Here is a 15,495-nt window from a genome sequence, read left to right on the forward strand (position 1 = left end):
TGTGTGAACGAGGTAGTTCTTGTGCGGGATATGCACAATCACGCCCCCTCGATCTCGGGCGGCTACATTCGCGCGCATTCATCATTGTTTTTGTGAACGCGTGCGCAATTGCGCAATTGCGTTCGACTAACGTAGCCGAAGACTCGTCACGATTCGGCTTCGGTCGCGACGGCGGTCGATTCCGGTATCGTCGTCGCAGTCGCAAGCGGGGCGATGTCGGCGGAATCGAGTTCGGCGATCAGGCTCATCGATTGTCCTCCGACCCCGACCGCCAAGGCGCGCCCGCTGCGCGTGCGCAGCACCACGATGCGCTCGCGCGGGCCGACCGGAAGCACCTGCAGGACCGACAGCGGGTTGTCGCGCGCGGTCAGTCCATGGCGCTTGCGCAGGTAATACAAGACCGCGACCAGGCCGACCAGGACCACCGCGACTGGCAGCATGATCGATAGCAGTTCGAGGAAGAACGAAGGCGGTTCGGGAACGTTCGCCGGAGCGGCGGGGCGCGCGGCAGCCGGCGCGAACGCCAGCGCGGTCGCCGGCGACAGCAGCGCAGCCAGGGCCAGCGACGGGGAACGATTAAGCAGCAGGCGCAGTGGGAGCAGTATCGGCATGGTGGGTCAGTGCGGAACCGGTAACGAGGCGAGAGGAGCGGCGAGGCCGCGCCGACATACCGTAGCAGCCCGGCCGCCCCGCAACGGCGGCGGACCGTCGCTTCACGCCGACGAGCCGTCGCGCATGGCATTGATGTGAGCATGGTCACAGCGAAACGTCGTAGCAAACCCAGCGATGAATCGGGCGCGGCCAGCGCCCCGGACCGCGACGCCGGCCTGTTGGGCGCGGTCCCTTTCGCTTGCGCGATGTTCGCCGGGGACGGCGCCCTGGTCGCCGGTAACGCGCGCTATCGCGAAGAATTCGGCGAACTGGCTGAACATGGTGAACGCGAGGCCCTCCTCGCCCGCCTGCAAGGCGAGGCCGGCGACGGCGAGCGCCCGCGCGAAGTGCTGGCCCCGCACAGCGGCCGCTGGTACGCGCTGCACTGGGGGCGCGCCGAGCACGCCGGCGACCACGTCGACGTGCTGACCGCCATCGACATCAGCGAACGCATCGAGACCCTGGACTCGCACAAGACCCGCCAGGAGAAATTGCTGTTCACCTCGCGCCTGATGTCGGTCGGCGAGATGGCCGCGACCCTGGCCCACGAACTCAATCAGCCGCTCGCGGCGATCATGAATTACCTCAACGGCAGCCTGCGCCTGGTCGAACAGGCCGGCGGCCCGGTCCAGGTCGAACGCGCCCTGCAGGCCGCGCGCACCCAGGCCGAGCACGCCAGCGCGGTGATCTCGCGGGTGCGCGAATTCGTGCGCGCGCGCGAACCGCGCCGCGACGCCCACGACCTCAGCCAGATCGCCGCGACCGTGCTGGAGCTGCTGCGCCTGGAGGCCGAGCGCCTGCAACTGCGCATCGACCTCGGCCTGCCGGCGCGGCTGGCGCCGGTGTTCGCCGACCGGGTCATGATCGAGCAGGTGCTGTTGAACCTGGTCAAGAACGCCATCGAGGCCATGCGCGAGATCCCGACCGCGCGCCGCGAACTGCGCATCGACGCGCGCATGAACCTGGACGACCAGATCGAAGTGCGCGTGTCCGACCGCGGCGCCGGCCTGAGCCCGGCCGAACAGGACCAATTGTTCTCGCCGTTCTTCACCACCAAGACCGACGGCCTCGGCATCGGCCTGGCGATCTGCCGGTCGATCATCGAGTACCACGAAGGCCGTTTGTTCTTCGAGCCGCGCGACGGCGGCGGCAGCGTGTTCGGCTTCACCCTGCCGCGCTTCGAGGCCAGGACCTGAGCACGATGCCCGAACGCTTCCGCGCAGCGGCCCGCACCGCGCCCACCGACCGCCCCTCGCCCGTCGCCCCCGGGAACGACTGCCCATGAGCGAAGCACGCATCTATCTGGTCGACGACAACGACGGTTTCCGCGACTCGACCGCCTGGCTGCTCGAAACCGCCGGCTTCGAGGTCCAGGCCCATGCCTCCGGGCCGGCGTTCCTGGAGGCCTATGCCGGCGAACGCCACGGCGGCGGCGCGCACTGCATCGTCTCGGACATCCGCATGCCGCTGATGAGCGGCCTGCAACTGCAGGAAGAACTGCGCCGGCGCGGCATCGGCCTGCCGCTGGTGTTCGTCACCGCCCACGGCGACGTGCCGCTCGCGGTCGAGGCGATGCGCAAGGGCGCGTCCAATTTCCTCGAAAAACCCTTCAGCGACGACGCCCTGATCGATGCGATCCGGGCCGCCATCGCCAATGCGCGCAACCATGCCGTCGAGGCCGGCGACGACCGCCTGGCCCGGCTCAGCCCGCGCGAACGTCAAGTCATGGACTTGGTGGTGGCGAGCAAACCGAACAAGATCATCGCCGACGTGCTCGGCATCAGCGTCAAGACCGTGGAACTGCATCGATCGAACATGATGAACAAACTCGGGGTACGCTCGCTGCCCGAACTGATGAAGGTGGCGCTGGGCCATGGGTGAGACGAGCGCAACGATGACGCCGACGTATTCGGCCGACGCCGCCGGCCTCGCCGCTTCGCCGCGCGGCCGTCTGCCCTCCCTGCATCCCTGGCAGGCCGAGGCCCTGCGCGACGTATTCGCGCTGCGCCAGCGTTGGCCCACCCGTGACGGCGGCTGGCTCAGCTTCGTGCCGACCGAGCCGGTGCACGGCGAGCTGGTCACGCTGGAAGGCGACGGCGCGCGGGTCAAACTGCGCTTCGACAGCAGCCTGGCCAACGCCAGCGACACCGGCCTGCACTGGAGCGACTACCAGGGCCGCTCGCGCCTGCTCGCCTGGAGCCTGGCCCACGAAACCCAATTGGTGCGCCTGAGCCAGGGCATCGACGTCGCCCTGATCCCGATCGTCGACGACGGCGCCAGCGACCCGATCCGCGCCGCGCACGCCGAGGCCGAAGCCGAACTCGACGGCCTGTGGCTGTCGTTCGTGATCACCGACGGCAGCGGCGCGCAGGTGCTGAGCCGTGGCACCTTGCGCATGCCGGTCAACTGGGTCGGTCAGTTGCTCGCGCGCGCCGAAACCCCCGAACCCGCCTACGGCGACGACCCGAGCGCACGCTGGGCCGATCTGCCGGTACCGATCGCGATCCGCTGGGCCGGCCCGCAGTTGCGCCATGCGCAATGGCGCCAGCTGCGCCCCGGCGACGTCCTCGTCATCGGCAACCACCAGCGCCCGCCGCCGATGCAGGCGCACGTGCCCGGCTTCGCCTGGCCGCTGGCGCCGGCCGCCGACGGCTGGCGCATCGACGGCGCGCCCTTGACCCTTTCCACGCATCAGGAGACCTCCGCGATGAGCGACACCGAGTCCGCTGCCCCCGAGTCCGCGGAACCCACCGCACCGGACGTTCCGGTCCGCCTGGAGTTCGACTTGGGCCGGCTCGAATGCCGATACGACGAACTGTCCGGCTTCCAGCCCGGCTACGTGTTCGCCCTGCCCTCGCGCCTGGAAGGCGCGAACGTGGTGATCCGCGCCAACGGCCGCGACGCCGGGCGCGGCGAGATCGTCGCCGTCGGCGACACCCTCGGTGTGCGCCTGATCGCCTGGAGCTGAACCATGGATTTCAGTTCGTTCTCGCCGGCCCTGGTGCTGATCACGGTGGTCAGCCTCGCGTTGGCGCCGTTCGTCGCGGTCATGGTGACCTCGTTCACCAAGATCGTCGTGGTGCTGAGCCTGTTGCGTAATGCATTGGGCCTGCAGCAGGTGCCGCCGAACGTCGTCATCAACGGCCTGGCGATCGTGCTGTCGATCTACGTGATGTATCCGGTGATCCTGGAAACGCACGACGCGATCAACGCACGCGTCGGCGGCGGTACCGCCGCGACCGCGACCCAGGGCCAGCCGCCCGGGACCGCGGCGCCTGCGGCTGCGGCCGCAGCGGGAACGACCCCGGCGACCACGGCCGCGCCTGCCGCCGGCACCGCACCGGCGGCGGCCACGCCGGCCGCTACCGCGGCGGCGACCGCAGCTACCGCGGCGCCGGCCACTGCGGCACCTGCAACCGCTGCACCTGCGACCGCTGCAGCCGCGGCGGCCGCACCGGCCGCGACCGCAGCCGCGGGCACGGCGAAGAAACCGGCGACGCCCTTGCTCGGCGGCGGCGGCAAGATGGACACCGCGCGCCTGCTGGCGATGATGGATGCCGGCAAGGAGCCCTTGCGCGGCTTCCTGATCAAGCATTCCAGCGACGCCGAGCGCGCGTTCTTTTTACGCAGCGCGCAGCGCCTGCTGCCGCCGGCCTCGCGCGGCGACATCTCGGTCAACGACTTCATCGTGGTGATTCCGGCCTTCACCGTCAGCGAACTCACCGCCGCCTTCCAGATCGGCTTCCTGATCTTCCTGCCGTTCCTGATCATCGACCTGGTCGTGTCCAACATCCTGTTGTCGCTCGGCATGATGATGCTGTCGCCGACCACGGTGTCGCTGCCGTTCAAGCTGCTGCTGTTCGTGCTGATCGGCGGCTGGGCCAAGCTGGTGCATGGGTTGGTGTTGACCTACGGCGGCTAGCGCCGGGAGGCGGGAATCGGGAATGGAGAATCGGGAATCGAAACAGCGGCCCTGCCGCGTGCCCGGATCGCCTTCCCGCTCTGACGCCTTCGCTTATCCGATTCCCTATTCCCCATTCCCGATTCCCCCTTCCTGAATCCCTAAAGCGAATCCCGACTCATGGGCGACATGCTCGAACTGACCAAACAGGCGCTGTGGCTGACGCTGCTGCTGTCGGGTCCGCCGGTGGTCGCCGCGGCCGTGGTCGGCCTGGTCGTGGCCTTCATCCAGGCCGCCACCCAATTGCAGGAACAGACCTTCGCCTACGCGATCAAGTTCACCGTGATCGTGGTGACCTTGTTCGTCACCGCTTCGATGATCGGCGGCACCCTGTACACCTTCGCCGACCGCATCTTCATCGACTTCCCGGGCATGGTCCGGCATTGATGCGCGCCGGTGAGCCCCGCGCGACCGGCGCATGATCAGCTTCGATTCCGTCACCGACCTGATGCTCGCGCTGGGCCTGGTGCTGCCGCGGGTGATCGGCGCGTTCATGATGCTGCCGCTGCTGACCTCGGAGAACATGCCGCCGCTGGTGCGCAACAGCTTCATGGTCAGCCTGGGCATCATCGCGATCCCGGTGGCGGTGAACGGCGTGTCCCTGCACGCGCTCGGCGCGGTCGACTGGGCGCCGATCATCGTCAAAGAGCTGTTCATCGGCATCTCGATCGGCTTCTGCTTCGGCATGGTGTTCTGGGCGATCAGCGCCGCCGGCAACATCATCGACACCCAGGTCGGCATGACCCTGGCGCAGGTGTTCGACCCGATCCAGGGCCACCAGGCCTCGCTGCACGGCAGCTTCCTGTCGCAGTTCGCGGCCTGGCTGTTCATGGCCAGCGGCGCGTTCCTGGTGTTCCTGGATCTGCTGTTGTCGAGCTATGCGATGTGGCCGGTGACGTCGTACTTCCCGACCCTGCACGCGGTCGGCATGGAACTGTTCGTCGGACAGTTCAGTTACCTGATGACCGCGCTGTTGGTATTGGCGGCGCCGGCGATGGTGGTGCTGCTGCTGATCGACCTGACCTTCGGCCTGGTCAACCGCTTCGCCCCGCAGCTCAACGTGTTCACCATCACCATGCCGATCAAGGCCTGGCTGGCGACCTGGATCATCCTGCTGATGCTCGGCGTGTACGTGGAAATCGTGCTCGACCGGCTCAACGACAACCGCGGCCTGCTCGAGGCCTTGAACCGGGTGTTTACGGCCTAGGGCGAACAGTCGTCGCTTGGTTTGCCGTCGAGTTGGCTCGCTGCTCGGGACGAGGACGAAATCAAAAAGCCCCCCCTGCCCCCCTTTCTCAAAGGGGGGAACAGCACGGTTTTTGGGGAACAGCGCAGGCTTCGGGGAATAGTGCAGGTTTCGGGTAATACGCTTGCCCCCTTTGGAAAAGGGGGCGAACGGCCGCGCAGCGGACGTGGGGGATTTGCTCTTGCTCTGCCTTCGCGCCTTCGCGCCTTCGCGCCTTCGCGCCTTCGCAACGACAGCATGAGCATGCAGGCCGACGAACAAAGCGAACCATGCCCGCCGGCTCCGAGGCGGCCATGACTCACCGGCTCAATGCGGTTGCCCTCTGTCGAGGAGGCGAACGACCGCTCAGCGGACGTGAGGGAACGCTTACGGCCTCAGCGCGGCTCGTCGAGCGGCGGCGGCAGTTCCATCTCGCTGTCGTCGCCGTCGCGCAGGCGGCGCACGCTCTCGGCCCAGTGCAGCACTTCGGCCACGGCCTCGAAGAACTCGTTGCCGATGTAATCGTCCAGCGCCACGTGTTCGTGCAGGCCGCGCGCCAGCTCGACGTTCTGCAGGATCGGCACGCCGGCCTCGGCCGCGGTGCGCTTGATCTGCTCGGCCATGTAGCCCTCGCCCTTGGCCACCACCACCGGCAGGTCGGTGACGCCGTGTTCGTACTGCAGGGCGATAGCGATGTGGGTGGGGTTGGTCACGACGACATTCGATTGGCGGACGGCATTGAGCATGTTCTGCTGCGACCACTCCTGATGCAACTGCCTCCGCCGGCTCTTCACGTGCGGGTCGCCCTCGTTCTCCTTGACCTCCTGCTGGATGTCGCGGCGGCTCATGCGCAGTTGCTTGGTGTAGGCGAACTTCTGGTACCACACGTCGATGGCGGAGACGAAGAAGAACACGAAGATGGTCCAGATGCCGATCCGGATCAGGCCGTGCCAGATGCCCGCGCCCATCGCCGCGGGCGGCGCGTACGGCAGCAGCATCAGCTGGGCCAGCATCTTGTAGAGCACGAACATGCCGATGCCGATCAGCGCCGCGCTCTTGATCACCGACTTGACCAGCTCGACGAGGTTGTCCATCGAGAACATTTTTTTGACGCCGTCGGCCGGATTCAGCTTCTCCAGGTTGGGCTTGAGCTTGTCCAGGGTCAGGATCGGGCCGATCTGCAGGAACTCGATGATCACGCCCAGGAACACCGCCGTCGCCAGCAGCGGCAGCGACAGCCACAACAGGGTGTCGAAGGCGGTCGAGCCGACCTCGCGCAAGGCGTCGCCGAAGGGCTGGTTGATCGCCTTCAAGCTGGTCTCGAACAAACGGATCAGCTTCATCCGCATGAAGTCGAGCATCATCCAGCCGCACACCACCCAGCCGAGCACCAGCACGGTGCTGGTGAGCTCCTTGCTTTTGGCGACGTTGCCCTGCTTGCGGGCGTCCCGGATCCGTTTTTGGGTAGGCGGTTCGGTCTTGTCGGCGCCCTGGTCCTTCCCCATGCGCGGCCCTTCCAGCGAGAGGGGGTCGAGGCTAGCACGGGCCTGCGAAAACGGTCGTGCCGGCACACGCCAAATGCGAACTCGATACATGCCGCAGCGCGGCGCCCGCTGCGTTGCCGGTTCCGCTCTGTATGCCCTCAGCCAGGCCTGGCGCCGCCTCCCGGCAGACCCGGAGCGGGCCGCCGCGGGCGCGGGATGAACGGCCCGACCACCACCTAGGGTCATCCCGAGTTGGCCACTTCGGCCCCCGGCGCTACATTTCGCCCATCCCCCCGACTTCACCCGTAACCTGCCCCGCATGAGCACGATCGGCAACGACCCGCGTATCGACCGCAGCAGCCTCGACGGGCAAGCTGCGCTCGAAAACCTGCGCGGACGCGAGCCGACCCCGCAAGAGCAGATCCAACACGCCCCCCAGGTCGCCGAGACCGTCCCCGCCTACGCGCCGCCCGCGGTCGACCAGGGCGAGGACGTGCTCAACGCCGACGCCTGGAGCGACGTCCCGGCCGGCGATCGCCTGCTCGCTGGCGACCCCGGCTTCGAGCACCGGCTCGGCCAGATGGACCTGTCCTCGGCCGCCGACCACGGCGCCGACGCCGTGCTCGATTCCCTCAGCTGAGCATCGCCGGCGGCGCTCGACGCCGCAGCGCATCGGCCTAGGCTAGGCTAGTCCCCCCTCCTGTCCGATCGCCGCGCTTGCCGCGGCACGCCGTGACCGACGCCTTGCCGTGACCGACGCCACCCCCACTCCCGAAGCCCTGCGCGCCGGCGCCGACCGCCTGGTTTCCGCGCTCGCCGCGCACAGCGACCCCGAGTACCGCCTGACCGTGCTCAAGCGCGTCGTGCGCCGCCTCGGCGAAGACCGCTATCCCTTGTTCATCCGTTTGCTCGGGGTCATCGCCGAAAGCGACGATGCGCGCGCGCAGCGCCTGATCGCCGACACCTTCGGCACCGCTTTGCGGCGCATGGACCTGCCCGGCGGCGCGCTGAGTTCCTGGGGCGCCACCCGCCTGCCCGATTCGACCGGGCCGGTCGCGGTCAGCTCGCTGTCCGGGCATTTCTTCGGCGCGACGCCGCGGCGCCTGCTCGGCCCGGTCGAGTACCTGACCGTCTGGCATCTGCAACGCACCCAGCGCACCGCGCTCGGCGCGGCCACCTTCCGCACGGCGCTGTCGCGCCTGATCGCCCTGCTCAACCGCAGCGAAGACGCACGCACGCTGTATCCGCAGAAACTCGCCGCCGACGCCCAGAACGAACTCGAAGGCGCCTATACGCGCGCCACCCGCGACCGCCTCGCCGCGATCGCCTCGGCCTGGCGCGCCGGTCAATCGCCCGATGCCGTGGCCCAGGCCGCGCTCGCCGCCGACGAGACCTCGCACCCGAGCGGTTGGGTCGTGCGCGACCTGTAGCCGCGCGAGGTTCGTTCGGCCCGTCGCACGACGGTGACGACGGTGACGACGGTGACGACGGCACATAGGTTGTCGCAGCGCTGCGACACTCGACCACGTCCGCCCGCACCGCGGCGGTGCTGCAATGTCCGCCTTCGGTTTCGACGAGGTGGATCGTGTACGAACGCCAGTTGGCATCAACCTCCGCGCTGGCGCATTCGCCCGAGCGCCGTCGCCTGCTCGCCGGCCTCGCTTGCGCAGGCGTGCTTTCAGCCTGCGGCGGCATGCTTTCGGCCTGCGGCGGCCCTAGGCCCCTGTCCGTCCACGGCATCAACCTGAGCGGACGCGATTTCGCCAAGGACTTCCATCTGCTCGACCCGCAAGGCCGCGAACGCTCGCTCGCCGACTTCCGCGGCAAGCTGGCGATGGTGTTCTTCGGTTTCACCCAGTGCCCGGACGTCTGCCCGACCGCGCTGACCCGTGCGGTGCAGATCCGCAAATTGCTCGGAAGCGATGCCGACCGCCTGCAGGTGATCTTCATCACCGTCGACCCCGAGCGCGACACACCGAAGGTGCTGCAGGCCTATACCCAGGCCTTCGACCCGAGCTTCCTGGGCCTGTACGGCGACCCCGAGCGCACCGCGCAGACCGCCAAGGCCTTCCGCGTGGTCTATGCCAAGGTACCGACCGGCGCGTCCTACACCATCGACCATTCCGCGCTGAGCTATGTCTTCGACGCCGGCGGCGCGATCCGCCTGGCCCTGCGCCACGAACAGAGCGCGCAGGACTGCGTGCACGACCTCCGCCAGATTCTCTGAGAGCGCCATGACTTCGATCCGTTTCCTTACCGTGCTCGCGGCGGGCCTGCTGCTGAGCGCGAACGCGGTGGCGCAACCGCCTCAGGTCGCGATCGAATCGCCCTGGGTGCGCGCGAGCGTGCCGCAACAGCAGGCAACCGGCACCTTCATGCGCCTGACCGCGCGTACCGACTTGCGCCTGGTCGCCGCGCGTTCGGACGTCGCCGCGGCCACCGAGGTGCACGAGATGACGATGCAGGGGCAGATGATGCGCATGCGTCAGGTACCGTCGGTGGCGTTGCCGCGCGGGCGTACCGTCGCGCTTGCGCCGGGCGGTTACCACATCATGCTGATCGGTTTGAAACGCCCGCTCGGCGCGGGCGAGCAGGTGCCGCTGACCTTGGTGTTCGAGGACGCGGCAGGGCGGCGCAGCGAGGTTGGCGTGCAGGCGCCGGTGCGAGCCTTGGGCGCGGGTGCGCCGTGATTTGCGGTGTCCAAGAGTAGGAGCGTCGCGAGCCGCGACCGCGCTGTTTCAATCTCGCGCCGCACCCGGTCGTAACCCCTGTAGGAGCGGCGTGAGCCGCGACCACGGAACGCGCAGAGGCGACAATGCCGATACCACCCATCGAAGCGGCGCGCTGTCGCCGGGGTAGGAGCGGCGCGAGCCGCGACCGCGATGCTTGTCGTTGCCGCATTTCTTACCGCGGAGCGGTGAAGCAACATCAACATCAATAGCAAGGCTTCCGTCCGCTAACGCGGCCGGGTTACTTTCTTTTGCTAAGCCCAAAAGAAAGGTAACCAAAGAAAAGGGCTTTCCTTGCAAGGGCACAGGCCACGAGTGCGATGCGCGCGCCGGGATTTTCCGATAAGACGTCCCTGTCTTATCGGAAAACGCCGCACGTCCTGTGCGGCGCCCTCCGGGTCTACGGCTGCATCGAAAATTTGGAACTGCGCCAAGCTATTCACAGCAACAGCAACGGCATCGTGATTGAGACAGATACTCATCCCGGCCGGCGATGGCGGCTGAACGCACGCGGTCGCGGCTTGCGCCGCTCCTACCCTGGTAGCGCCGCTGTCTTGCTCTTGCTCTTGCTCTTGCTCTTGCTGTGGCTGTGCGTCGCTCAGCACTCGCGAAGGAAATCGAAGACCCGGAGGGCGGCGCGCATGGATGCGCGCCGTTTTTCATCGGGACACGGATGTCCCGTATGAAAAAGCCCCGCGGATGCATCGCTCGTGCGGGCCCTTGATTCAAAGAAAAGCATTTTTCTTTGGTTACCTTTCTTTTGTTGCTTATGACAAAAGAAAGTAACCCGCCGCTTTAGTGGCGGAAGCTTTTGGCGTTTGATCTTAATCCTGTGTTAGCGATACGCCGCGAGGCCGACACGGCGCGGTCGCGGCTCGCGCCGCCCCTACCCCTTGCGACGCAGGCCGCCCCAGCCTCAAAACCCGATCAAACCGCGCTCCGGCCCCGGACGTTTACCCAGCTTGCGTTGCAGGGAGCGGCGGTGCATCCCAAGCAGACGCGCGGTCGCCGATATGTTGCCGCCGGTGTCGGTGAGCGCCTGCTGGATGTGCTCCCACTCCATTCGCCGCAACGGCATCATCGTTTCCGGCGCAGGCAGCACCGGGGGCGTGTCGTACGACTCCAGGCCGAGCACGGCGAGGATATTCGAGATGCTCGCCGGTTTGGGCAGATAGTCGTCGGCACCGCGCTTGATCGCGTCGACCGCGGTGGCGACGCTGGCGTAGCCGGTCACCAGCACGATGCGCATGTCGGCGCGCAGCTCGCGCAAGGGGCGGATCAGTTGCAGGCCGGATTCGTGGCCCAGCTTGAGGTCGATCAGGGCGAAGGCCGGCACTTGGCGCAGGGCCAGTTCCAGGGTCTCGGCGATGCTCGCCGCGGTGCGGGTTTCGACGCCGCGGCGGCCCAGGCTGCGCTGCAGGGTCGCGGCATAGGCCATGTCGTCGTCGACGATCAGGCCGCTGAGGAGCGGACGTGCACTGCTCGATGCGTTCATGCGCGGCATCCTAGTCGATGCCCGCGCGGCGGGCCTGCGGCAAACTGCCACAGGACAAACTGTCCAGGGTGTGGTGCGCCCTCACCCCAACCCCTCTCCCGTGAACGGGAGAGGGGCTAAAGCGATGACGCGGGCGCCCACGATCGCGACGAGGCGGCTTACTGGCGCTTGCAGTCCGCGACCCGGTCGGCGTCGGTGCCGTAGGCCACTTCGTGCAGGGTGATCGTCGTCCCGGCCGAGGACTGCAGGCCGAACGGCACCTCGAGCTTGGCCATGTCGGCGCCGCCGGCGCGCACGCATTTCAGGGGCACGCCGATGCGCAGCCACTGGCCGCGCGGCAGGCCGCGCAAGGTGTCGCCGAACGGTACCTTAGACTCGCATTTCGGCCCGCAGGCGGCGATCAGGTTGGTCTCGCCCGCGCCGACCGCATCGACTTTAAGCTCGATCAGCAACTGCACGTCGCCGTTGGTCTCGCGCACCAGTTCGACCGGCGTGTCGGCCATCCACTCCACCTTCGCATCGCCGTTCCATTGTAGGCGCCATGCGTCCTCCTGCGCCTTGTAGTCGACCGCGGCAATCGCCAACGCGCGATCCGCGGTGGCCAGCGGCGGCTTGATCGCTTCGCTGTGCTTGCCTTGCGAGTCGACGCGCAAGCGCCAGGCCCGCGGCAAGGCGCCGCGGCCGAGGAACTGCATCGAGCGTTGGTCGAGATCGGCCGTGCCCGGGTCCTCCGACAAGGCCGCGACCTCGCCGCCGCGGGCATAGCTCAGGCCATAGCCGAAGGCGAACTGAGGCGCATAGTCCTTGTCGCCGACATTCGCCACCTGCACCGCGGTCTTCGGCCACGAATACGGCAACCTGCCCTTGAAGTCGTGGGCGATGCCGCCCTGGCCGTCGCGCAACAACACGTCGGCGATGCCGCCGCCTTCCGAACCCGGCAACCACGCGGCGACGAAGGCATCGGAAGCGTTGATCTCGCGATTGACCCACAGCGGTCGGCCCGACAGCAGCACACTGACCACGGCGATGCCCTGGGACTTCAGACGCTTGATCAGTTCGAGTTCGGGATTGCGGGTCGGCCGGAACGCGAGCGTGCGCAGGTCGCCCTGGAACTCGGCGTACGGGTCCTCGCCGTAGACAACGATGGCGACGTCGGGCTTGCTTTTGTACTGGCCGTCGACGGCGAGTTCGGCCTGGCCGCCCGCGGCCTGGATGCGCTCGCGCAGGCCCGACCAGATCGATTGCGCATTCGGGAAGTCGCCTGGTTTCAGGCCGGTGCCCTGCCAGTTCAAGGTCCAGCCGCCGGACTGCTTGGCGATGTTGTCGGCGCCATCGCCGGCGACCAGGATGCGTTGCTGCGGCCGCAACGGCAGCAGCCCGCCCTGGTTTTTCAGCAACACCAGCGACTCGCGCACCGCCTGGCGCGCGACCGCGCGATGCTCGGGGCTGCCGAGCACCTCGAACTTGCCGCCGAGCGGGCGCTTGGACGGTGCGCCGGCTTCGAACAGGCCCAGACGCAGCTTGACCCGCAGGATGCGCGCCACCGCATCGTCGAGCCGCGCCATCGCGATTTCGCCGCTGCGCACTTGCTTGAGCGCGTTTTCGTAATAGCCGCGCCAACTGTCGGGCGCCATCAGCATGTCGACGCCGGCATTGAACGCCGCCGCACAGTTCTCGTTGCTGCAACCGGTCAGCTGCCCGTGCGCGTTCCAGTCGCCGACCACGAAGCCGTCGAAGCCCATGCGCCGCTTCAACACCTGGGTCAGCAACTCGCGGTTGCCGTGCATCTTCTGGCCCTGCCAACTCGAGAACGAGGCCATCACCGTCTGCGCGCCGGCATCCAACGCGGGCGGATAACCGGCGCCGTGCACCTCGCGCAGTTCGGCCTCGCCGATGCGCGCATCGCCCTGGTCGCGGCCCTCGAAAGTCCCGCCGTCGGCGAGGAAATGCTTGGCGGTGGCGATCACGTGCGCGCCGTCGAGGAATTGTTTGCTGCCGAGCTTGCCTTGCAGGCCTTCGATTGCCGCCGCGGCATAGCTGGCGACGACCCGCGGGTCTTCGGAATAGCCTTCGTAGGTGCGGCCCCAGCGATCGTCGCGCGGCACCGTCAGGGTCGGCGCGAAGGTCCACTCCATGCCGGTCGCGCGCACTTCCGCCGCGGTGGCCTCGCCGATGCGCCGGATCAGTTCGGGGTTGCGGGTCGCGCCCAGACCGATGTTGTGCGGGAACAGGGTCGCGCCGATCAGATTATTGTGGCCGTGCACGGCGTCGATGCCGAACAGGATGGGGATCGCGACCTTGCCGTCGCTGGCGTCCATCGATGCCGCATAGAAGCGGTCGGCGATGTCCAGCCACTCCTGCGGCGGCGCGTCGTAGCGCCCGCCGGGCTCGGAAATTCCGCCGGGTTCGGAGTTGCCGCCGGCCAGTACCGAGCCCAGGTGGTACTTGCGCACATCTTCGGGCGTGGCGCTGTTGATGTCGGCCTGGACGATCTGGCCGACTTTTTCCTCCACGCTCATCTTCGCCATCAGCTCGGCGATGCGCCGCTCCAGCGCCTCGTCGCGCGGCAAGGGCGCCTTCAGCGCCGGCCAATGGGACGGATCGATCGTAGCGGCTCCCTCAGCCGCGACGGCCAGGGCCGGCAGCAGGGCCAGGGCGAGCGCGCACAGCCGCCAGCGCCGCCGCGAGCGGCGCACTCGGATCGATGGAACCGCGGCGCGAACGCGTTCGCTCGTCGATGTATTCATGGTTCACTCCTGTTGGGGCGATACGATGGGGCACGATCCGCGAATCCGTTCGTCGTCGTCGCGCGCAATAGATGAGTATTCGGCGCGCATTCTGGCAAAATGCGCAGAACACGCGGCAAGGGAAACGACCGGTCATGCGAGTACGCATCGAAGATGTAGCGGAAGCGGCGGGCGTGTCGATGAAGACCGTCTCGCGCGTGCTCAACCAGGAACCGAACGTCAGCGAGGACACGCGCAAGCGCGTCGAAGCCGCCGCGCGCAAGTTGCAGTACCGCCCGAATCCCTCGGCGCGCAGCCTCGCCGGCCAGCGTTCGTTCCTGGTCGCGCTGCTCTACGACAACCCGTCGAGCAACTATCTGATGGAAGTGCAGGCCGGCATGCTCGATGCCTGCATCGCCCATCACTACAACCTGATGCTGGCGCCGGTGACCTACGGCGAACGCAAATTCGTCGCCCACGTCGACGAGATCATCCAGCACTCGCGCGCCGACGGCCTGGTGCTGACGCCGCCGCTGACCGATCATCCCGGCCTGATGAAGCGCCTCGGCCAGCTCGGCATTCCCTACGCCAACATCTCGCCGAAACTGCGCGGCGGCCGCATCGGCGTGGTCCTCGACGAAGAACGCGCGGTGCGCGAGATGATGGCCCACCTGGTCTCGCTGGGTCATCGCCGCATCGCCCACATCAAGGGCCATCCCGAACACGGCGCCAGCCAGTGGCGCTTGAACGGTTATCGCGACGGGCTGGCCGCGGCCGGCATCGCCTACGATCCCGAACTGGTGATCGATGGCGATTTCCACTACGACACCGGCGCGATCTGCGCCCAGCGCCTGCTGTTGATGGCGGATCGGCCGACCGCGATCTTCGCCGCCAACGACGACATGGCCGCGGGCACGATCCGCACCGCCAGCGAGATGGGCTTGTCGATTCCGGGCGACGTGTCGGTGTGCGGCTTCGACGACACCCCGATCGCGCGCCAGATCTATCCGCCGCTGACCACGGTGCGCCAGCCGACCCGCGAGATGGGCCGCCTGGCGACCCACGAGCTGTTCAAGCGCATCAAGGCGCCCGACGGCGGCCAGATGATCACCGCCGGCTACGAGCTGCAGTTGCGCCAGTCGACCGGCCCGATCGGCAAAGGCCGCACGCGCCGGCGCTGAGCCGGCGCACGGGCGATGCGGCGAGGCGATATGCGCGGCGCGC

At 67.8% G+C, this 15,495-nt stretch carries 15 protein-coding genes; 11 read left to right on the plus strand and 4 right to left on the minus strand.

Translation table 11 applies throughout. The annotated features are described in order from the left end of the window. Positions 1 to 146: 146 nt before the first annotated feature. Positions 147 to 611 (minus strand): flagellar biosynthetic protein FliO, encoded by a 465-nt coding sequence (locus tag ACKN61_RS22705; RefSeq protein WP_408951349.1) that lies wholly within the window; start codon positions 609 to 611, stop codon positions 147 to 149. Positions 612 to 752: 141 nt separating this feature from the next. Here ACKN61_RS22705 and ACKN61_RS22710 point away from each other — a divergent pair, with 141 nt between their 5' ends. The 6 genes from ACKN61_RS22710 (at position 753) to sctT (ending at position 5,819) form a co-directional block, all read left to right on the plus strand. Then, entirely contained in the window at positions 753 to 1,847 is a 1,095-nt protein-coding gene (locus ACKN61_RS22710) for a sensor histidine kinase (RefSeq protein WP_051885284.1), read from the plus strand. 85 nt (positions 1,848 to 1,932) lie between these two features. Next, a complete protein-coding gene (locus ACKN61_RS22715; protein WP_031373471.1) occupies positions 1,933 to 2,532 on the plus strand; it encodes a response regulator transcription factor in 600 nt (199 codons plus the stop codon). Between the two features lie 13 nt (positions 2,533 to 2,545). After that, positions 2,546 to 3,619, plus strand: a complete 1,074-nt coding sequence (gene sctQ, locus ACKN61_RS22720; RefSeq protein ID WP_031373470.1) for a type III secretion system cytoplasmic ring protein SctQ — start codon at positions 2,546 to 2,548, stop codon at positions 3,617 to 3,619. Between the two features lie 3 nt (positions 3,620 to 3,622). Next, complete coding sequence (locus tag ACKN61_RS22725) at positions 3,623 to 4,573, plus strand: hypothetical protein (RefSeq protein WP_408951350.1); 951 nt, start codon at positions 3,623 to 3,625, stop codon at positions 4,571 to 4,573. 159 nt (positions 4,574 to 4,732) lie between these two features. Continuing rightward, positions 4,733 to 4,999 carry a type III secretion system export apparatus subunit SctS gene (sctS, locus tag ACKN61_RS22730; RefSeq protein WP_031373468.1) on the plus strand — a complete coding sequence of 89 codons (267 nt, stop codon included), beginning with the start codon at positions 4,733 to 4,735 and terminating at the stop codon, positions 4,997 to 4,999. Positions 5,000 to 5,030: 31 nt separating this feature from the next. Next, positions 5,031 to 5,819 carry a type III secretion system export apparatus subunit SctT gene (gene sctT / locus ACKN61_RS22735; protein WP_408951351.1) on the plus strand — a complete coding sequence of 263 codons (789 nt, stop codon included), beginning with the start codon at positions 5,031 to 5,033 and terminating at the stop codon, positions 5,817 to 5,819. A gap of 413 nt (positions 5,820 to 6,232) precedes the next feature. On the opposite strand, the gene sctU is transcribed toward sctT, so the two are convergent. Then, positions 6,233 to 7,342, minus strand: a complete 1,110-nt coding sequence (gene sctU / locus ACKN61_RS22740) for a type III secretion system export apparatus subunit SctU (RefSeq protein ID WP_051885283.1) — start codon at positions 7,340 to 7,342, stop codon at positions 6,233 to 6,235. Between the two features lie 298 nt (positions 7,343 to 7,640). Between sctU and ACKN61_RS22745 the strand changes: the two genes are divergently transcribed. The 4 genes from ACKN61_RS22745 (at position 7,641) to ACKN61_RS22760 (ending at position 10,011) form a co-directional block, all read left to right on the plus strand. Continuing rightward, positions 7,641 to 7,961, plus strand: a complete 321-nt coding sequence (locus tag ACKN61_RS22745; protein ID WP_408951352.1) for a hypothetical protein — start codon at positions 7,641 to 7,643, stop codon at positions 7,959 to 7,961. A 109-nt stretch (positions 7,962 to 8,070) separates the two neighbouring features. Next, complete coding sequence (locus ACKN61_RS22750; protein WP_057919497.1) at positions 8,071 to 8,751, plus strand: hypothetical protein; 681 nt, start codon at positions 8,071 to 8,073, stop codon at positions 8,749 to 8,751. Positions 8,752 to 8,921: 170 nt separating this feature from the next. Then, entirely contained in the window at positions 8,922 to 9,548 is a 627-nt protein-coding gene (locus ACKN61_RS22755; RefSeq protein WP_408951353.1) for an SCO family protein, read from the plus strand. 7 nt (positions 9,549 to 9,555) lie between these two features. Continuing rightward, the gene (locus ACKN61_RS22760) at positions 9,556 to 10,011 is read left to right on the plus strand and encodes a copper chaperone PCu(A)C (protein ID WP_408951354.1); all 456 of its coding nucleotides are present in this window, start codon (positions 9,556 to 9,558) and stop codon (positions 10,009 to 10,011) included. Between the two features lie 955 nt (positions 10,012 to 10,966). Here ACKN61_RS22760 and ACKN61_RS22765 read toward each other — a convergent pair. Next, entirely contained in the window at positions 10,967 to 11,545 is a 579-nt protein-coding gene (locus ACKN61_RS22765; RefSeq protein ID WP_408951355.1) for a response regulator transcription factor, read from the minus strand. Positions 11,546 to 11,703: 158 nt separating this feature from the next. Then, positions 11,704 to 14,292, minus strand: coding sequence for a glycoside hydrolase family 3 N-terminal domain-containing protein (locus tag ACKN61_RS22770; protein WP_408951356.1), 2,589 nt, complete (start codon positions 14,290 to 14,292; stop codon positions 11,704 to 11,706). A 134-nt stretch (positions 14,293 to 14,426) separates the two neighbouring features. On the opposite strand from ACKN61_RS22770, the gene ACKN61_RS22775 reads away from it, so the two are divergent. Beyond that, complete coding sequence (locus tag ACKN61_RS22775; protein WP_031373134.1) at positions 14,427 to 15,452, plus strand: LacI family DNA-binding transcriptional regulator; 1,026 nt, start codon at positions 14,427 to 14,429, stop codon at positions 15,450 to 15,452. Positions 15,453 to 15,495 lie beyond the last annotated feature (43 nt).

The organism is Lysobacter sp. Hz25 (assembly GCF_046097045.1).
GTDB classification, from domain to species: Bacteria; Pseudomonadota; Gammaproteobacteria; order Xanthomonadales; family Xanthomonadaceae; genus Lysobacter; species Lysobacter antibioticus_B.